Source organism: Vibrio sp. YT-18 (assembly GCF_033337345.1).
GTDB classification, from domain to species: Bacteria; Pseudomonadota; Gammaproteobacteria; order Enterobacterales; family Vibrionaceae; genus Vibrio; species Vibrio alginolyticus.
Map to the genome: position 1 here is coordinate 284,219 of NZ_JAWOQO010000001.1, position 19,794 is coordinate 304,012.

A 19,794-nucleotide genomic window follows, 5' to 3' on the forward strand; every position below is an offset into this window, starting at 1 on the left:
CATAAAAAAGGGGAGCGAGTTTGATTGTCCGCTTCCTTCCACTTTCTCCTTTCTTTTATTGCTTCTATCTGAAAAATGTATTGGATGCATGGTCGACTGCTATCTCATCGAACGGTATAAAAATTGATTCTATTTCTAATGTGAATGGTTAGTTCTATATTGCTTGTCATGTAAATGTATTAACTCACAACTAAGACGATCTTTTGTCTCACTAACGAGATCGTTATTCTTGGTGTGTAAAAAACATTCTTATTGGTCATATTGTAACCGAAAACTATTTCGGCATCTAAAGATGGTGATTTATTATTCAGCGCAAAATACATGGGAATATGAGGCTGACTGAATAACCTTCAGTTGTCTTAATAATAAATAATCAGAATTCTCAATTACACTGAAGTAACTACCCATTAGGGAAGAGCAATAATGTCACTATTTCATTCGCTTAGGACGATGCCGCTATTATTGGGGTGTCTGTGTTTTTCTGTTCAGGCCTCCACAGAAAAGGTGGAACAGGAAGGTAAGTTTTTACAGTCGTTAGAAGGCATCGAAAATCAAATTTACGCATTACCTCAGAGTTCTTTAGCTTTGATTGAAGCGTTAGAAGAAGAGTCTTTACTACAAAACCAACCAACAGCGCTGTTGGTGCGTTACTGGCTTGCCAAGGCCACGGTTTTAGAGCTGCTAGGGCGCGTAGAAGAGAGTCAGAGTGTCGTTCAAAAAGGATTGGAGCTTGTACGTCCACAGAGCCATGAGTATCTCCTGTTTAAGTTGATTCAGATGCGAACTATGGTTGGAAAGAGCGATATCGATACCGCGCTTTCTGCGTTGGATAGCTTGTTGGAAACATCGCGTGAGAATGGTGATAAGCAACTTGAATCAGAAATCCTGTTGCTAAAAGGACGCTATTACGATGAGCAAGGTGAGTTTAAAAAATCCTATGCTGCACTTATGTCGTCCATGGATGCGGCTGAATCTTCAGGTGTTCACGGGCTGGTCGAACGTGCAGCACTAGAGCTAGGTGACGTACTTGTCAAAATTCAGGGTTACGACCGATCTGAGGCGCTTTTGGAACAAGCATATCGCTATTTTAGGGATAGGCGTATGTCGTTCAATGAGTTGTTGAGCGTTTTGACGATAGCGAAACTTCATAAAGCACAGTTCCAATACGAAGAGGCGATAGCGTCATATCAGCGAGCGTTAAAGCTGGCTCAAATTATCGGTGATGGACGCTTTAGATTTCGAGTTAACCTTGAACTTGCAGCTTTATATCGCGAGACGAAACAAGAAAAGAAGATGGTTAATCACTTGAAGCTGGCGGAGAATTTACAGTACAGAGAAACGTCTAGCGCGTATTTGGCAACATTTAAGTTGTTACAAGCCGAATATATGTTAGAGCAGCAGCAATTTGAAATACTTTTAGCGATGATCGCGCCAATGCTGCCGGAGATTATAGAGAGTCGATACGTCAAGCAACAGCAAATGGAGCTACTAAAAGTCGCCGCTATGGCCTATGCGGGAAGCAATGACTTTAAACTAGCATTCGAAACTTACGGTAACTATCACGATAAATTTATCCAATTTAGCAATCAAAGAGAAGTTGAAAATCTTGAGCGCCAGCAGACGTTATTTGAGTTGGAACGACTTGAATATGAGAACGAAGATCTCAACTGGAACAATGTTTTGCAGCGTATGGAGCTAGAAAATAACCGTCGTACTTTTTACTTATTGGGTGAAGCGCTACTTGCGCTCATCGGTGTTCTATTTTTGATGGCGGTAGTATTTCTCGTCGTCAATCGCTCGCGTTTGAGAATGCGTCGCCTCGCAAAGACAGACACATTGACAGGGTTGTTCAATCGCCGTTTTTTAGAGGACTGGTTCACTAAGCCAGTAGAAGTGAGGCGTGAGCGAAAAGAGAAACCGGTACCTCAATCTAAGCAAGAAAAAATACAACACTTTGTTTTTGAGCAAGTCGAGCAAGTTAAGTACGGTTATCTAGCTTTAAATAAATGGGTAGATAGCAAACTCGATAAACAGAAAATGGTGCCAAATAAACCACAATCGGGGCCAGTAACTTTAGCGTTAATCGATGTGGATTATTTCAAGCAGGTAAATGATACCTATGGGCATGTGTTTGGAGATACCGTACTAACGGGCGTTGCCAAAGTGTTGGAGGAAACTGTACGTGAAAACGACATTGTTGCTCGCTTTGGTGGTGAAGAGTTTGTTGTTGTTATGCCCAATACAGACCATGAAAACGCCCTTATTACTGCCGAACGTTTACGTAGCGCTTTATCCCTACATGGCTTTGTTACGGAACAGAAAGAAGAAGTGAGAGTGACCTGTAGTTTTGGAGTCGTTACCACTGAAGATAATGAGATGAGCTTTAAATCACTTTGCGATCAGGCCGATAAATTGCTTTATCAAGCGAAAGCGAACGGACGCAACTGCGTGAAAGGTCGCTCGCTAGCGTAACAGAAATCAAGAGTTCAGGCTCATCGCACGATGAATCTGAACTTATCCCTCCCATTTACTTTGATAGCCAAGTGACTTTGAGATCCTTGCTTCGAATATAAAACGCTGAATCTAACATCTTAAAGTCACTTGGCGATATTACTTAAAAATGGCTTAAGGATATCGAATCGCATATTCATGGCGTTCAACATAACCTCTCTTTTTGCCTCCTTCACCTTCAAAGTGCGAATGCCACTTGTGTCTACAAAACTATAACAAACTAGTGTGTCTATTCTTTGTACAAATAAACCGTGTACAGGTGAAATGATTAGTGGTCGATATAAATTTTTTGTGGCACAGATTTTTGTTGTTCAAAAATCAACTCGTTCATCATCGTTTTAAAAATAGAGAAAGAGTTAAGTGTTTGATTTTGTTTTTCTTGTTTGTTTGTTCTTAAACTGAAATCTAGTTATCCCGACAAGTTCTTACCGAGCGATTTTTCGTACACCCTCAACTTTTCATCCTTTTTTACTAACATTTTTCTTTAAAAATAATTTGAGTTCGAATTAATTTTCAGGCATTTTATATTTAACTAACCGTTCAATTAAAAATAACAGGGACGCAAAATGCCAAAGGTGGGGATGCCTGAAATCAGAAAACCGCAGCTTGTGAAAGCGACAATGTCAGTGATTGATAGAGTCGGTTTACACGCGGCGAGTATTTCGTTAATCAGCAAAGAAGCCGGTGTATCAACGGGGATTATCAACCACTATTTCGGTGGTAAGCACGGATTGCTGGAGGAAACGATGCGAGAAATCTTGCGTCAGCTTTCGTCCACTATCACACAGAAGTTACGTGAGCTGCCAAGTGATGCTCATCACCAAAGAATTAATGCAATCATTGACGGTAACTTTGTCGGCTATCAGGCAGAAAACCAAGTTGCTAAGACTTGGCTGGCGTTTTGGTCGTACTCAATGCATGACGAGCAGCTCAAGCGTTTACAGCGTGTCAACGAACGACGTCTATTGTCCCACCTAAGAAAAGAACTCAAAGCATTATTAAATGCAGAGCAGGCTGAATTGGTTGCTCATGGTATTGCATCACTTATTGATGGAATTTGGCTGCGCGGAACGCTCAACCCGCAAGGCATTGATGCAGAAAGAGCGAGAATCATCATCAACGATTATCTCGAAAAACAACTTACGTTTTATTCTGAAAAAATATAAAAGTTACAGGTCTTCAAAATGGAAATGAAAGCACACTATATCAATGGTGCGATGTACGACGGGTGTTCAGATGAACACTTCACCACTTACAATCCGGCGAATGGTGAGCCATTGGCCAACATTAAACAAGCGAACCAAGACGATCTTCAAGCAGCGATTGAATCGGCAAAAAAAGGTTTTGCTGCATGGTCGGCGATGACTGCGATTGAGCGCAGCCGTATTTTACACAAAGCCGTTGCCATTTTACGTGAGCGTAATGACGAGTTGGCTGCATTGGAAGTGGCAGATACTGGTAAGCCCATTCAAGAAGCTATCGCGGTTGATGTCACAACAGGTGCCGATGTTCTTGAGTACTACGCTGGCCTTGCTCCAAGTCTACAAGGTGAACAGCAGCCGCTCAGCGACGATCAGTTTTTCTATACACGTCGTGAGCCATTGGGCATTTGCGCGGGTATTGGCGCTTGGAATTATCCAATTCAAATTGCGATGTGGAAATCGGCGCCAGCACTGGCTGCGGGCAACACAATGATCTTCAAGCCATCAGAAGAAACACCATTAACGGCGCTTAAGCTCGCCGAAATTTATTCAGAAGCGGGCATGCCAGATGGCGTATTTAATGTCGTGCAAGGGGATTACCGAGTAGGACAGATGCTAACGGCGCATCCTGATATCGCAAAAGTGTCATTCACGGGTGAGTCAGGCACCGGTAAAGTCGTCATGAGTGACAGCGCTAAGACACTAAAACAAGTAACGATGGAGCTTGGTGGTAAGTCTCCACTGATTATTTTTGATGATGCGAAGTTAAACGATGCCGTTTCTGCGGCCATGGTGGCGAACTTCTACACCCAAGGTGAGGTTTGTACGCACGGTACACGTGTATTTGTCCATGAAGGTATTTATGACGACTTTATCGCACAGCTTAAAGCCCGAACCGAGTTGTTAGTCGTCGGCGATCCGCTTGATGAGAACACGCAAATTGGCGCGCTAATCTCTAAAGATCATGAATCGAAAGTTCTAGGAGCGATTGAAGCCGCGAAAGCGAGTGGCGCGACGTTACTGACTGGCGGCTACAAAGTAACAGACAATGGCCTAGCTAATGGTAACTTTGTTGCTCCAACCGTATTTGTCGATTGCGATGATGACATGAGCCACGTTCAACAAGAAATCTTTGGCCCGGTAATGTCAGTTCTGAAATTCCGCGATGAGTCGGAAGTGATTGCGCGTGCAAATGGCACCGATTATGGCTTAGCGGCAGGTGTATTTACTCAAAACCTATCTCGTGCGCACCGTGTGATCCATCAAGTTCAAGCGGGTATTTGTTGGGTGAACACATGGGGTGACTCACCTGCGGAAATGCCAGTTGGCGGCTACAAGCAATCAGGTGTTGGCCGTGAAAACGGAGTCGAAACCCTTAAACATTACACACAAACGAAGAGTGTTCTGGTTCAGCTAAGCGACTTCGAAAGCCCTTACAAATGATACTACTCATAGTAGATAACTGACCACTTTAGCTTGTTAAAATGCTCGATAACTACGTTGTCAATTTTGATTGTAGGTTAACTACTTATCAAAATTTCCGCCTTGTTCTCAAGCATTTTTCCTACGCTAATTTCGTTCACTTATCTACGGTGATGAGTATTAACTCCTAGGAGAATAAAAATGCAACAACACTACGATTACATCATCGTCGGTGCGGGTTCGGCCGGCTGTGTGTTAGCGGATCGCTTAAGTGAAAGTGGTCAAAATTCGGTCCTATTACTCGAAGCGGGTGGGTCGGATAAAAGTATTTTTATCCAAATGCCAACAGCGCTTTCTTACCCGATGAACACTGAAAAATACGCGTGGCAGTTTGAGACGGTTGAAGAGCAAGGGTTGGATGGTCGCCAACTTCATTGTCCTCGCGGAAAAGTTCTGGGCGGTAGCTCATCTATCAACGGCATGGTTTACGTTCGCGGACACGCTTGTGACTTTGACCAGTGGGAAGAGGAAGGCGCGAAAGGCTGGAATTATCAGTCGTGTTTGCCTTATTTCCGTAAAGCAGAGTCTTGGATTGGTGGTGCTGATGAATATCGGGGTGATCACGGTCCAGTCGGCACATGTAACGGCAACGATATGAAGCTCAACCCGCTGTACCAAGCTTTTATTGATGCAGGCAAAGAAGCGGGCTACCCAGAAACAAAAGATTACAACGGTTATCAGCAAGAGGGCTTTGGCCCAATGCATATGACCGTCGACAAAGGCGTACGCGCTTCGACCTCTAATGCATACTTAAGCCGTGCTAAAAAACGCAAAAACTTCACCCTAATGAAGAGGGTGACGGTTCATCGAGTTTTATTAGAAGAAACTGGTGCAGAAGGAAAGAAAGCGGTAGGCGTTGAATTTGAAAAGTCAGGTTCAATTCAGCAATGTTTTGCGAATAATGAAGTGATTTCGAGTGCGGGTTCGGTTGGCTCCGTTCAGCTGTTGCAGCTTTCAGGCATTGGCCCTAAGGCAGTATTAGAAAAAGCGGGCATTGAGGTGAAACACTCGTTGGAGGGAGTAGGTAAAAACCTGCAAGATCACTTAGAAGTGTACTTCCAATATCACTGTAAACAACCTATCACGCTCAACAGCAAATTAGGTTTGGTGAGCAAGGGCTTGATTGGCACTGAGTGGATATTAACTCGCAAAGGCCTTGGTGCGACTAACCACTTTGAATCGTGTGCATTTATCCGCTCTCGAGAAGGGCTAAAGTGGCCAAATATTCAATATCACTTCTTGCCAGCGGCAATGCGTTATGACGGGCAAGCTGCTTTTGATGGTCATGGTTTCCAAGTGCACGTTGGACCTAACAAGCCAGAAAGTCGCGGGTCGGTCGAAGTTGTCTCTGCGAATCCGAATGATAAGCCGAAGATTGAGTTTAACTACATTTCCACTGAACAAGATAAGCAGGATTGGCGTGATTGTATTCGCCTTACTCGCGAGATCCTCAATCAGCCAGCCATGGATGAGTTTCGTGGGGATGAGATCCAACCCGGTCTGAACATCACAACGGATGAACAGATTGATGAATGGGTGAAGCAAAACGTCGAGAGTGCTTACCATCCATCTTGTACCTGCAAAATGGGCGCAGATAATGACCCATTAGCCGTCTTAAATGAGCGATGCCAAGTACGCGGTATTCAAGGCTTGCGTGTGGTGGACTCTTCTATTTTCCCAACCATTCCGAACGGTAATTTAAATGCGCCAACGATTATGGTGGCAGAACGCGCCGCGGATATGATTTTGGATAACGCCCTAGAAACGTCGAACAACGTACCAGTTTGGATTGCACCGGACTGGCAAGAGATGCAACGAATGCATCCGCCAAAAAGAGATCTCGATTCGATCTCATAAAATGAAAAAGTCAGTAATCATTACAAGGAATTCAACATGTCTAAGATGACAAAAATCTTCTCAACAATTGCACTAAGTACTTTAGCAACAGGCGCTTACGCCAACCAATGTGAAACGGTTCGTTTCGCAGATGTAGGTTGGACTGACATCACAGCGACCACTGCCGTTACATCAGAGTTACTTAAAGGGTTGGGGTACAAAACGAAGACCGATCTTCTGTCTGTGCCTGTAACTTACTCCTCTATGGCTAATGGCGATATCGACATTTTCTTAGGTAACTGGATGCCAACGATGGAAGGTGATATCGCGAAATACCGTGATGCAGGTACTGTTGAAACCGTACGCGCGAACCTCGTTGGCGCAAAGTACACGCTAGCGGTTCCAAAATACGTTTATGACGCAGGCGTAACCAACTTCGCTGACCTAGTAAAACATGCCGACAAATTTAAAGACCGCATTTACGGCATTGAACCAGGAAACGATGGCAACCGCTTAATTCAGTCAATGATTGATAGCAACGCATTCGGCCTAAAAGATTTCAGCCTAGTTGAGTCCAGTGAAGCTGGCATGGTGTCTCAAGTATCACGTGCCGCACGCCGCAATCAATGGATTGTGTACCTAGGTTGGGCGCCGCACCCAATGAATAGTAACGTTGAAATGGAATATCTAGCGGGTGGTGATGACTTCTTCGGTCCTAACTACGGCGGCGCGAACGTCTACACAAACGTACGTAAAAATTACCTCGCTGAGTGTCCAAATGTAGGTCAGCTAGTGAAAAATCTAGAGTTTAACCTAGAAATGGAAAATGAACTGATGGAAGCGATTCTTAACCAGAAACAGAAGCCATCAAAAGCAGCGCAAGCATGGTTGAATGCAAACCAAGAGCAAATTGAAGCGTGGCTAGAGGGCGTGAAAACGGTAGATGGCCAAGATGCGCTAACAGCTATTACAAACTACTTAAAAACAAACGCTTAATAAGCAGTATTTGAGCTCGTTTTTTTAAAAGAAAGTGGGCAGAGTTTTGCCCGCTTCATTAACACAAAGGTTTTATTTTGAATTTTATTACGGACAACAAACTACCGTTGGGCCAATGGATGGAAACTGGCGTCGATTGGTTAACCATCAATGCATCGGGTTTTTTCGATGCAATCTCTATTACACTTGAAACGATCATTCTTTTCGTGGTGGACATTTTTAAATGGATGCCACCTGCAGCGCCAATCATTATGACGGCGGCAATTGCTTGGTTCTTACATCGCAGCATTCCTCTTGTCGTATTTATCGTGTTGGCCTTACTCGCAATTCTCAACCTTGGTTACTGGCAAGAAATGCTGGAAACCTTTGTCCTTGTGTTTGCAGCGACAACGATTTCCGTATTAATTGGCGTGCCGTTGGGCATTATGGCGGCGCACCGTCCTTGGTTATACACCTTGTTGCGGCCAATACTCGATTTGATGCAGACCGTACCGACATTCGTTTACCTAATTCCAACCTTGGTTCTGTTTGGCTTAGGTATTGTCCCTGGTCTAATCTCGACCATCATTTTCGCTATCGCTGCGCCAATTCGATTGACGTACCTCGGCATTATTAAAGTGCCGGAGGAGCTACTTGAAGCGGGTAAAGCATTTGGTGCCAGCCGCATGAAGCTACTGTTTAAGGTGGAGTTACCTGCGGCATTGCCAAGTATTATGGCTGGCGTTACGCAGTGCATTATGTTGTCTCTGTCTATGGTGGTCATTGCGGCGCTTGTTGGTGCTGATGGACTTGGTAAACCAGTCGTACGCGCACTGAATACGGTAAACATCTCGCAAGGTTTTGAAGCTGGTTTAGCGATTGTACTCGTTGCCATCATTCTTGATCGCTTGTGTAAAGCACCAAACCAGAAGGAGGCATAATCATGGACGCTATTACTATTAAAAATCTTGATGTCGTTTTTGGTCAGCAACAAGCACAGGCGCTAGCACTACTAGATCAAGGGAAGTCTCGACAAGAAATCATTGATGAAACTGGCCAAGTGGTTGGGGTTGATAATGTTTCGCTGAACGTGAAACAGGGTGAGATCTGTGTCTTGATGGGGCTTTCAGGCTCGGGTAAATCAAGTTTGCTGCGAACGGTTAACGGATTGAACGATATTTCTCGTGGCTCTCTGAAAATCAAAGATGGCGACGATATGGTTGAGCTCTCTAACTGTGACGAACAGAAGCTGCGCCACCTTCGTACGCACCGCGTGTCCATGGTGTTTCAGAAGTTTGCATTGATGCCATGGTTAACGGTGTTAGACAATGTAGCGTTTGGCCTAGAGATGCAAGGCATTGGTAAAGCTGAGCGCCGTAAAAAAGCGCGTGAACAGCTCGAAATGGTCGGTTTGTCTGAGTGGGAAACGAAATTCCCGCACGAGCTCTCTGGTGGTATGCAGCAGCGTGTTGGCCTAGCGCGAGCGTTCGCGATGGACACAGATATCTTGTTAATGGATGAGCCGTTTTCAGCGCTTGACCCATTGATTCGTGCTCAGCTTCAAGATGAATTGATTCTGCTGCAAGAAAAGCTAAACAAAACCATTCTTTTTGTGAGTCACGACTTGGATGAGGCGCTTAAAATCGGCAACAACATCGCCATTATGGAATCAGGAAAGCTGATTCAACATGGCAAGCCAGAACAGATCATTCTTGCTCCAGAAAACGATTATGTGGCGGACTTTGTTGCTCACACTAATCCATTAAATGTGCTGAAGGGACGTTCCTTAATGCGTGACGATTTGGTTCGCGAAGATACGCGTGTTCTGATTTGCCCTGATAAAGATATTTGGGTGATACAAGAGAGCAAGGGGTTAAGTTTAGCGGATAAAGGTAAATCGTTGATTCAATGGAAGAGCGATTCTTCGAACCTTGATGAAGTTAATGAAAACTCTCTGGTTCAGGTTAGCCCAGAAATCAGTATGCGAGAAGCGATTGAACTTAAACAGCGCAGCAATCAGCCTCTGCTTATGGTTGAAGATAATAATCTGGTTGGTGTGTTAAGCGACAATGAGCTTTACGATGCATTGCTTGGTAATTTTAAGTCAGAGCAAGTTGCGTAACGTTGACGCAGAACCAAGTAAAAAAGAGCCGCACATTAATGCGGCTCTTTTTAGTTTAAACAATGAGTTAAGTCGCTAAGCTAAGACAATGGTCGACTATAGAGTCGTAATTACCTCATCCATTGCAAGGCGTGCTTTTGGAAGACCATGATTGTAATCTTCCCCATCTTTATGGTAGCCAATCGCCAGCGCAACTTCACAAATATGGCCCTCGAGCTCTTCTTTAAACTCTTCTCCAATCAGAGCCGGATCGACACCTTCCATCGGTGTTGAATCAATGCCTAGTCGTGCCAATGTGTGTAGTAGGTTGCCTAGTGCCAAATAGACTTGTGCTTTTGTCCAGTTTCCGTTGAAGCCATTTTCGTCCGTATTTGCATCGGCAAAAGCGTAAGCACCCATAAAGTTGTTGTACATCTCCGCTGGCAAGTGGCCAGATGTTACTTCTGCATCCACACGCTTCGCAAATTTCTCTTTAGTAAATTTAGGATCGTAAGCAAACAGAATCGTATGTGATGCGGCTTTCGCGTGTGGTTGGTTAAACTGATGCATATTTGCAAACGTATTGTGGAAACGTTGCTTCGCTTCATCACTTTCAATAACGATGAATTTCCATGGTTGTGAATTGATAGAAGACGCCGACAAACGCAGTGCTTCTTTGATTATCGCCATGTCTTCTTGAGAAACGCGCTTGGTTTCATCATATTTTTTTGCAGTGTAACGGCTATTTAGATCGGTAATGATTTGATGGGACACGTTTATATCCTCTTTATGTGATGACAGATGAGGATGCACTAGCATCGACAACCATGCGTACCTCGAATATGGGTTCATGATAATGGATATTTTTTCATTGATAAGAGGGTGTTTATTTAAATCACTTTTTACTTTTTGTTGAAAATCGATGTGAGTTGATCGATTTGAAACTTAAAAGTCCTTATTTGGAAGCTTTTATTTGATATTAAATTAAACTCATATTGAGGCGTAGGGGAAAGCAACATGAACGTGATTGAAGTTTTTAATGATAGCTATGAACGTTGTACTTCAGATCAGGAGTTTTTCGACTTGTTCTACAAAAATTTATGGTCGAAAAGCGCCAACTTTAGACAGAAGTTTGATGGTATAGACATGCACCAACAAGTGAGAATGCTTAGAGGGTCTATCGTATTTTTTATGATGGCAGATACCTCGACCGAAGCGCACAAAATGGTGGAAAAGTATGGGAAAAAGCATGCAAGTGCAGATATTGGTATAGAGCCGCAGGATTTTGATGTTTGGCTTGAGAGTTTGTTAGAAACGGTTCGACAGTGTGATTCCGGGTACGATGCCGATGTTGAAACCGCTTGGCGAACATGCTTTAAAACGGGCTTAGAAGTAATGAAACAAGAATGTGATAAAGAAGATGGGCACTTCCTTAAAGCGAGTACCAAATAAGGAAGTAACGTGAGTGGTCGTTACTTCCTAGGGTCAGAACCTTACTTATCTTGTGTCTCTTTATTCTTTTTCACCGCTTCGGCGATATCACTGACAGCTTCGACAAGATTGATCGGCATTGGAAAAATAATAGTGGATGTTTTGTCTGTAGTGATTTCAGTGAGTGTCTGCATGTAACGTAATTGCAGTGCATTCGGTGCTTCGTTGAGCATTTGCGCTGCTTCTTTTAATTTATTTGAAGCCTCTAACTCACCAGTAGCGTGAATGATCTTCGCCCTACGGTTACGTTCTGCTTCTGCCTGACGGGCTAGGGCTCTGACCATGCTGTCATTTAAATCAACATGTTTGACTTCAACCGTAGCAATCTTGATTCCCCAGTCATCAGTCTGTTGATCGAGAATGGATTGTAAATCCTTATTGAGGCGTTCTCGCTCTGATAGCAATTCATCGAGTTCATGCTGACCCAATACCGAGCGCAGCGTGGTTTGTGCTAGCTGGCTGGTAGCATCGCTGTAGCTTTCAATATTGTTAATCGCCATTTGAGGATCGACTACGCGAAAATAAACGACCGCGTTGACGCGCACAGAAACGTTATCTTTGGTAATTAAATCTTGTGTCGGCACATCCAAAACGACAGTACGTAAATCAACCCTCACCATTTGCTGAATAAATGGGATAAGGATGATCAAACCAGGTCCTTTGACTTCTTGAAATCGACCAAGAAAGAACACAACCCCACGTTCGTATTCTCTCAAAACCTTGAACATTTGGGTCGCTAGTGCGAACAGCAGCACCACGATCACCGCAACGGTATAGAGCATCATAAAGCGCCTCCTATTTATTTTGGCGGTCATCAGGCATCACAGTTAAGGTCAGCCCTTTAACATTAACAATGGTGACGTGATCACCTTGTTTGAATTGTTGATGGTCTTTGGCTTTAGCTCGCCATAACGCACCGTTGAGTTGAACGCGTCCTTCGCCATCGATAAAGTCATCGCTTACCACGGCGACCTTCCCAGGGTATGTCTCTAAACCCGTCGTTACACGCCGGCGGCGAATTTTGAGCAGCAGGCCGACGGTCAGCACGATTAGAGCTACGGAAAATATGGCAATACCAAAAATCAAAGGAAGGGCGATCTGGAACCCTGGTAACTCACTGTCCATGAGAAATATCGAACCGAGTACAAAGGCGACAACGCCGCCTAAACCCAAAATACCAAAGCTCGGACTGAATGCTTCCGCTATCATTAGTGCAATACCGAGTAACAGCAGACCAAGACCTGCGTAGTTGACGGGCATCATTTGTAATGCGTACATGGCAAGAAGCAGACAAATCCCACCTAGCACACCGGGTAAGCCAATTCCTGGGTTGTAAAATTCAAGAAGTAAACCGTAGATGCCGATGAGCATTAGAATGTAGGCAACGTTTGGATTGGTGATAACGGCTAACATTTCTGCTCGCCAATCTGGCGTTCTTTCAACCCATGTTGGATTTTCAAGTGACAATGTCACAGTGCGATTGTTTACTTTAACAGTTTGCCCATCTATGGCTTTGACTAAGTCCTCTGGCGAATTGGCGATGTAATCGATCACGTTTAATTCTAATGCTTCTGTTGCATCCAAGCTCGCCGCCTCGCTTACTGCTTTCTCTGCCCATTCTGCATTTCGTCCATGAAGTTTTGCTAAGCCCTTAATGTAGGCTTTGGCGTCGTTAATTACCTTTTTCTCCATTGCAGTTTTAGCGGGAACTTTCTCTGAGCTTTCGTTGGTTCCTTCTGGCGTTTCTTCCGCGTTTTGCTCTTTGCCATCATCCGATGAAGGAGGTTGAGGCGCACCACCTAACGCGACGGGCGTTGCAGCTCCGAGGTTTGTCGCTTCAGCCATGGCGGCTACGTGACTAGCGAGCAAGATGTATGTTCCGGCACTGGCGGCTCTAGAACCAGATGGGCCGACCCAAGTCGCAATGGGAGTCGAGGAGGTGGTAATCGCGTGAATAATATCTCGCATTGCGCTATCTAAGCCGCCTGGTGTGTCCATCTCTAAGATCACTAAACTGACACCGTTTAGTTGAGCTTCTTCTATTTCACGAGATAAATAGTCGCTAGTAGCAGGCCCTATAGCGCCTTTGACAGGAACAATCCAAACGGTATTCGCCAGTGCTTGACTGGCCATCAAGAGTAAAGGTAAGAACCATATCCATAGTCGTTTCATGCAGTCCTCCTTGTGTGGTCACAGGGACTTTTTGAAATCCTAATTCAAGTATATCCAAATAACTTAGAGATGCTTGAGTATAGGTTCTAATGAATAAGTTGCCGAGGCTAATTAGGAGACTACTTTTTTATATATAAACGCTGTGTGAGATAGTAAACTAAAGCAAATTATTGGTAATTGTGACGTTTATGTTTATTGTTCAGCGTTTGATTAAGTTGGCCGTTATCTGTGCCGTATTCTTTACTATTTTCGATCTGATCTCGTATGGAGAGGTGACTTGGTTTCAACGGTTTTTGGCTTTTCTACACTAAACTCAGATTTCAATACGTTAGCTACTCATAAGGCGATAGGTTTCTTCCTATTCGCCTTATTACTCCCTCTTCAACCAAAGCCTTAAACAAAGCAATACTTAACTCGTTTTTTCAACTTCCTGTCGGTGGAAAAAACGCCAAAGTGCAACTAAATTCATATCAATGACAAGTTTAAGGTATGTAGTTGATGAGGCAATTCAGCGCAATCGCACTAGCTGTTGTAACACTCATTTTGAGCCAAACAACAACCGCAAGAAACGCGAAGATGTTAGGTGATATCTCCCTAGTTCAGCCCATACAGGGCGATCCTAATGTGGATATTAAGCTAGCGAGAATTGGCTGGCATCTCTTCCGCGATCCTCAATTATCGTCAAATGGTAATGTCAGCTGTGCGACATGCCACAATCTGCAAACCAATGGCGCTGAAAATACACCAGTCTCTACGGGGGTGAAAGGTGATGGAATTAGAAATTCTATAACAGTGTTTAATGCGGCGTTAAATTATCGTTTTTTATGGGATGGAACGGAAAACACCTTGATGGCTCAGATTGATGGTCCAATCCATAATCCAATGGAAATGGACTCAAACTGGCAAACAATAGAGCAATATGTAAAAGAGAGTGAACATTATCAAGCGCTATTTAGTCGTGACGATAAATTGCCGATTAACGTTCATAATATCAAGTCCGCTATTGTGGAGTTTGTTGAAGGGCTGCAGACGCCTGGCGCACCATTCGATGCTTACTTATTGGGTTACACGCATGTACTGAGTGAACAGCAAATCAGAGGTTGGAAAACATTTCAGACTTCAGGTTGTGTGCAGTGTCATCAGGGCAAAAATATCGGCGGAGCGATGATCCAAAGGTTCGCCTATTTCAAGGATAAGCCAGTAGTAGAGGACTCGGGCAGGCAACTCGTTACGATAGAAGATGAAGAGCGATTCTATTTTAGAGTAGCCAGTTTACGCAATGTCGCGCTAACGAGTCCTTATTTTCATAATGGGCAAGTCGATAAGTTATCCGACGCGATACAAATCATGGCTAAAACCCAGCTCGGTATAACGATGAACGATGAGAATGTCGCGGACATTGAAGCATTCTTGCAGTCGTTGACAGCACCTAGACCCATAATTTTAGAGGTGTTGGAAAATGAATAAATTCAAACTGATCAATTTGTGCTTTTTTATTGGGATACTGGCGTGCTGCACACTGGCGTATATGTCGTATATGAACTCAAAAAACGCTCAAGAATTTCATGCAGAGCTAATGAATATCGGACATGAATTGATTGAAAAGCGTGATGTTATCGTGAACCGATATGCCGTTGAAGATAGAAAAAACTATGAGTTAACAACATCTTTAGTAGAGATAGAAATCGCAGCACAGGCACTGTTGGAGTCATCAAAGGCATCAGTTTGGTTTCCCGTGACACCCAATCGTATAAAAGTTAGGGATACGCTTGAACAGTTTAAGGAGCGAGTGCTTCAAACAACGTTGAAGCTTGATATGTTAATTGGTGTTCAGGTAGAAAATCGGTATGCATTACTCATGTTGTTCAATTTATATCAGCAAGAGGTTTCTATCGAGAGCGGTCAATCATTGGGTAGCAGTCGTTATTTTGAATTTCTCAACCAGTTGCTTCTAACACAAACTGAAGTTGAGAGTGAAAAAGAAGCGAACTTCCTTAAACGGCTTCAAACGAGTGATAAAAGAATTGAATTGCTGACGAATGAACTGCTTGATCACACTTATATTGAGTTTGTCGAAAGCTCAGAGCATCGGTTACTCAATATTGCTCAAAGTGAGGCGCGTTTTACGTGGTTGTTTGTATTTATCGCGGTGATGTTTCTAGTTAGCGCGTTTGTTTATCAGTCACATCACCGAATGCATAACTTAAAACAGTTGAATCTTGAAATTGAAGAGGCGAGAAACAAAGCCGAGCGAGCGGCAAAAGCGAAATCAAATTTTCTTGCTGCAATGAGTCACGAACTAAGAACGCCGATGAATGGCGTACTAGGGCTTTCTCAAATGATTGCAGAAGAGACCAAAGAGCCGACGACGAAAGAGCACATTAGGGTTATTCTTGACTCTGGCCAGCATCTGATGACTATCCTCAACGATATTTTGGATTTTTCTAAAGTTGAAGAAAACAAACTGGAATTTGAGCAAGCTAAGTTTAAGCTCGATCAAGTGCTTTCTCCGGTGTGTAGCGCAATAAAACCACTTGTTGATGAAAAAAATATCGAGCTAATCTTGGAAAACGAGGTTTCTGAATATACTGAATTTACTGGGGATTGTGCGCGTTTACGACAGATCTTATTTAATCTCGCCGGTAACGCGGTGAAGTTTACCAATGAAGGGCATGTGCTGGTTAGAACCGAGTTAGATGAATCGAATCAGTTGTTGGTCATGCGCGTGAGCGACACCGGTATTGGTATTGCGCCAGACAAGCACGAGCATATTTTTAACTCGTTTGAGCAAGCAGACTCATCAACGACTCGAAGGTTCGGCGGAACAGGGCTTGGGTTAGCCATCGTCAAAAAACTAACCGATTTGATGGGTGGCCATATTACTCTGAAGAGTATAGAAGGCGTTGGAAGTCAATTTATCGTTGAGTTGCCGATTCCTTGGGTAGAATCTGCTCCGAAAAAGCAGCAAGAAGCACCGAAACCTCGCGCAAAATCACACCATTTAAAGATACTACTTGCTGATGATAACCGTGTGAATGCCATTGTGGCAAAAGGGTTTTGCGAAAAGCTTGGGCATGAAGTGGATGTTGCAGAAAATGGATTAATCGCGGTTAAAAAGGCGAAAGAGAACGAGTACGACCTGATCTTGATGGACAACCACATGCCCGAGATGAATGGTGTTGAGGCGACACGCGTTATCCGACAAGAGTTAGGTATCAAGACATTACTCTTTGCGTACACGGCAGACGTATTTCGTGAAGCTCACGATAGCTTTATTGAAGCAGGAGCAGACCATGTGCTTACAAAACCGCTACAGCATGAGAGCTTTTCAGACGCTCTCAAACAGTTTGCAGCCAGACTCGAACCGAAACGGAATCCGCCACTAACGAATGACAGCAATGTGCTTCAGTTGCAACGTAAGCCAATCGAGAACTTAAGGTTAACAGAGGAAGAACTCTCCCACTCAGGCATGTTTGCTTCTTTACGAGATGAGCCAGAAGCGCTCGACGAGCTGCTAAAAAGCATTATTGTCGATTTTGAGACATCTGTTGATGAGCTTATTGAATACTTTATGGCTGAAGACTTTGCTTCATTAGAGCTGACGTTGCACAAAACGAAAGGGATGGCACTGAACCTAAGTTTACCTATTTTGGCGAGCCAAACGGAGGCCCTGGAAACTCAACTTAAAGCCAACCAAAGTCCCGAGATTGAGCAGTTGCAGATGCTGATCAATCGGTTACAGGTCAACATCCATCAGTCTCATAGACTTTTGGATGATATCCAGAAGAACAATGCCGATCCTCAACAGATTTTATAGTCCCTGTGAGTGCGATGCTTTCCTTAACTCATTTTGTTGTGGTTTACTGTGGCAAGGACGGATAGTGTTGATTCGTCGTCGGAAAATCAGGGAGTTAGAATGAGTAAGCATTCCGCTTTAATCAAATGGCATCGTAAAGCTGGCGAAGAGTTTAGTGATAATAAGTATAGTAGGGCACACATTTGGCAATTTGATGGAGGGTTGCAAGTCCCAGCATCTCCATCTCCCCACGTAGTACCATTACCACTATCCGTAGAAGAAAACGTTGATCCAGAAGAAGCGTTTGTCGCGGCACTTTCTAGTTGTCATATGCTCGTTTTCCTGTCTATTGCAGCAAAGCGACGTTATGTTGTGGACAGTTACTTCGATGAAGCGGTAGGGGAGCTTGAAAAAGGCGAAAACGGAAAAGAGTGGGTATCAAAGGTAACGTTAAACCCTAAGATAACATTTTCAGGTGAAAAACAACCGACACCATCTCAATTAGAAAAACTGCACCACATGGCCCATGAGAATTGCTTTATCGCCAACTCCGTTAAAACAGAAGTGACAACGCTTATTGCGAATTAAGTGGAGCTCTTTATCAAAAAGCGCGGCCTATTGCGGAGTTATATTAAGCCAGCAGTCATCCTGCTGGCTCGTTCATCTAGACGACACCTTGCTCAATCATTGCATCAGCGACTTTTCTAAAGCCTGCAATGTTGGCGCCTAAAACTAAATTTCCAGGTTGGCCAAACTCTTTACTGGTTTCGTTTGCATTGATGAAAATATTTTTCATGATGGTTTGCAACTGACTATCCACTTGTTCAAACGTCCAGTTTTGCATGCTGGCGTTTTGCGCCATTTCAAGTTGACTGGTTGCAACGCCGCCTGCATTGGCTGCTTTTGCAGGCCCATAAGCTATGTCCGAGTCCACGATAATATTGGCAGCATCACGGGTGGTTGGCATGTTCGCCCCTTCACTAATCAAAATACATCCGTTTTCGATAAGAGCCAGTGCGTCGTCTGACGTTAATTCATTTTGAGTCGCACAAGGGAAGGCAGCATCAGCCTGATATCGCCAAACAGCATGTCCTTCATTAGGATAGTCGCCCTCTGGTGTGTATTCTGCTTCAGGGTAAGTTTCTAAATATTCTTCTAAGCTTGCTCTTTTCACTTCTTTCAGTTGTTTTAGGAGCTTAAGATCAATACCGTGCTCATGATAGATCGTACCTCGAGAGTCGCTGCATGTAACTGGCGTTGCTCCCATATGGTACAGTTTTTCAATGGCGTAGATAGCCACGTTTCCAGCACCAGAAACGAGACAAGTTTTCCCTTTCAATGAATCGTTGCGGTCGTTGAGCATGCATTCTGCAAAATAGACGGCGCCATATCCTGTCGCTTCTTTTCTGGCGAGTGAGCCACCCCAAAGCAGACTCTTGCCTGTAAGCACACCTTCGTAGCGGCCCGTCAATCGTTTGTATTGACCAAACATATAGCCAATTTCGCGCGCCCCGACACCGATATCGCCTGCGGGCACATCGGTGGTAGGACCGATGTGACGGTACAACTCGTTCATAAATGATTGGCAAAATCGCATGATCTCGCCGTCGGATTTTCCTTTAGGATCGAAGTTTGAACCGCCTTTGCCGCCACCGATAGGAAGGCCAGTCAGTGCGTTTTTAAAAATTTGCTCAAAGCCGAGAAATTTTATGATGCTCGCATTGACTGAGTGATGGAATCTCAATCCTCCTTTGTACGGCCCCAAAGCAGAGTTGAATTCAACTCGATAACCTTTGTTTACTTGTACATTTCCAGCATCATCAACCCAAGGAACTCGAAACATGATTTGACGTTCTGGCTCGACGATCCTCTGGATAATCGCTTGTTCCTTATATTTATTATTGCCTTCTATTACCGGCGCGAGAGAAGTTAATACTTCTTCTACCGCTTGGTAAAATTCTTTTTGCGCAGGGCTACTGTGTTGCAACGCAACAATAGTATCGTGTATGTATGACATAGATTTCTTCCTTGATGTGAATAAGCAATCAGTTTATATGAATGTATTTCCATTAAATAGTGATTTTGACCAAGATTCAATGGTTGTAGTGGTCTTTCCTGCGGATGAGAATGTGCAGCTTCTAACCCAGGCTGTGTTGGTTGAGATAGGTAGGGCTAGCTAAGTAAGCGGGTGGTTGAGTGATCAGTTTCACATATAACAAGCAGAAATC

At 43.9% G+C, this 19,794-nt stretch carries 15 protein-coding genes; 11 read left to right on the plus strand and 4 right to left on the minus strand.

Going from position 1 to position 19,794, the window contains the following annotated elements; genetic code table 11:
• The first annotated feature begins 450 nt into the window (after nucleotides 1-450).
• The 7 genes from R7M72_RS01180 to choV all read left to right on the plus strand — a co-directional run bounded on the left by R7M72_RS01180 (nucleotide 451) and on the right by choV (nucleotide 10,128).
• On the plus strand, nucleotides 451-2,472 hold the full coding sequence (locus R7M72_RS01180; protein WP_372430189.1) for a tetratricopeptide repeat-containing diguanylate cyclase: 2,022 nt from the start codon (nucleotides 451-453) through the stop codon (nucleotides 2,470-2,472).
• A gap of 605 nt (nucleotides 2,473-3,077) precedes the next feature.
• Nucleotides 3,078-3,677, plus strand: coding sequence for a transcriptional regulator BetI (gene betI / locus R7M72_RS01185; protein ID WP_017820329.1), 600 nt, complete (start codon nucleotides 3,078-3,080; stop codon nucleotides 3,675-3,677).
• 18 nt (nucleotides 3,678-3,695) lie between these two features.
• Entirely contained in the window at nucleotides 3,696-5,156 is a 1,461-nt protein-coding gene (gene betB / locus R7M72_RS01190; protein WP_170896937.1) for a betaine-aldehyde dehydrogenase, read from the plus strand.
• 180 nt (nucleotides 5,157-5,336) lie between these two features.
• Nucleotides 5,337-7,052, plus strand: a complete 1,716-nt coding sequence (gene betA, locus R7M72_RS01195; protein ID WP_005373209.1) for a choline dehydrogenase — start codon at nucleotides 5,337-5,339, stop codon at nucleotides 7,050-7,052.
• A gap of 36 nt (nucleotides 7,053-7,088) precedes the next feature.
• Nucleotides 7,089-8,027 (plus strand): choline ABC transporter substrate-binding protein, encoded by a 939-nt coding sequence (locus R7M72_RS01200; protein WP_005382646.1) that lies wholly within the window; start codon nucleotides 7,089-7,091, stop codon nucleotides 8,025-8,027.
• Between the two features lie 77 nt (nucleotides 8,028-8,104).
• Nucleotides 8,105-8,947: a choline ABC transporter permease subunit gene (choW, locus tag R7M72_RS01205; RefSeq protein WP_005392552.1), complete on the plus strand. Its 843-nt coding sequence runs from the start codon at nucleotides 8,105-8,107 to the stop codon at nucleotides 8,945-8,947.
• A 2-nt stretch (nucleotides 8,948-8,949) separates the two neighbouring features.
• Nucleotides 8,950-10,128: a choline ABC transporter ATP-binding protein gene (choV, locus tag R7M72_RS01210; RefSeq protein ID WP_005373202.1), complete on the plus strand. Its 1,179-nt coding sequence runs from the start codon at nucleotides 8,950-8,952 to the stop codon at nucleotides 10,126-10,128.
• A gap of 96 nt (nucleotides 10,129-10,224) precedes the next feature.
• Here the strand turns inward: choV and R7M72_RS01215 are convergent, their stop codons facing one another.
• Entirely contained in the window at nucleotides 10,225-10,881 is a 657-nt protein-coding gene (locus tag R7M72_RS01215) for a nitroreductase family protein (protein WP_005373200.1), read from the minus strand.
• A gap of 243 nt (nucleotides 10,882-11,124) precedes the next feature.
• Here R7M72_RS01215 and R7M72_RS01220 point away from each other — a divergent pair, with 243 nt between their 5' ends.
• Nucleotides 11,125-11,559 (plus strand): globin, encoded by a 435-nt coding sequence (locus R7M72_RS01220; RefSeq protein ID WP_005373198.1) that lies wholly within the window; start codon nucleotides 11,125-11,127, stop codon nucleotides 11,557-11,559.
• Nucleotides 11,560-11,600: 41 nt separating this feature from the next.
• Here the strand turns inward: R7M72_RS01220 and R7M72_RS01225 are convergent, their stop codons facing one another.
• Both R7M72_RS01225 and R7M72_RS01230 read right to left on the minus strand, forming a co-directional pair.
• Nucleotides 11,601-12,383 carry a slipin family protein gene (locus tag R7M72_RS01225; protein ID WP_005373196.1) on the minus strand — a complete coding sequence of 261 codons (783 nt, stop codon included), beginning with the start codon at nucleotides 12,381-12,383 and terminating at the stop codon, nucleotides 11,601-11,603.
• 10 nt (nucleotides 12,384-12,393) lie between these two features.
• A complete protein-coding gene (locus R7M72_RS01230; RefSeq protein WP_262674512.1) occupies nucleotides 12,394-13,770 on the minus strand; it encodes an NfeD family protein in 1,377 nt (458 codons plus the stop codon).
• 498 nt (nucleotides 13,771-14,268) lie between these two features.
• Between R7M72_RS01230 and R7M72_RS01235 the strand changes: the two genes are divergently transcribed.
• The 3 genes from R7M72_RS01235 to R7M72_RS01245 all read left to right on the plus strand — a co-directional run bounded on the left by R7M72_RS01235 (nucleotide 14,269) and on the right by R7M72_RS01245 (nucleotide 18,154).
• Nucleotides 14,269-15,237, plus strand: a complete 969-nt coding sequence (locus tag R7M72_RS01235) for a cytochrome-c peroxidase (protein ID WP_315957105.1) — start codon at nucleotides 14,269-14,271, stop codon at nucleotides 15,235-15,237.
• Nucleotides 15,230-17,587, plus strand: coding sequence for an ATP-binding protein (locus tag R7M72_RS01240; RefSeq protein ID WP_176311498.1), 2,358 nt, complete (start codon nucleotides 15,230-15,232; stop codon nucleotides 17,585-17,587). The genes R7M72_RS01235 and R7M72_RS01240 overlap by 8 nt, the downstream gene beginning before the upstream one ends.
• A gap of 99 nt (nucleotides 17,588-17,686) precedes the next feature.
• The gene (locus R7M72_RS01245; RefSeq protein ID WP_017820322.1) at nucleotides 17,687-18,154 is read left to right on the plus strand and encodes an OsmC family protein; all 468 of its coding nucleotides are present in this window, start codon (nucleotides 17,687-17,689) and stop codon (nucleotides 18,152-18,154) included.
• A 76-nt stretch (nucleotides 18,155-18,230) separates the two neighbouring features.
• Here R7M72_RS01245 and gdhA read toward each other — a convergent pair whose 3' ends face one another.
• On the minus strand, nucleotides 18,231-19,583 hold the full coding sequence (gene gdhA / locus R7M72_RS01250) for an NADP-specific glutamate dehydrogenase (RefSeq protein WP_005373174.1): 1,353 nt from the start codon (nucleotides 19,581-19,583) through the stop codon (nucleotides 18,231-18,233).
• Between the last annotated feature and the right edge of the window lie 211 nt (nucleotides 19,584-19,794).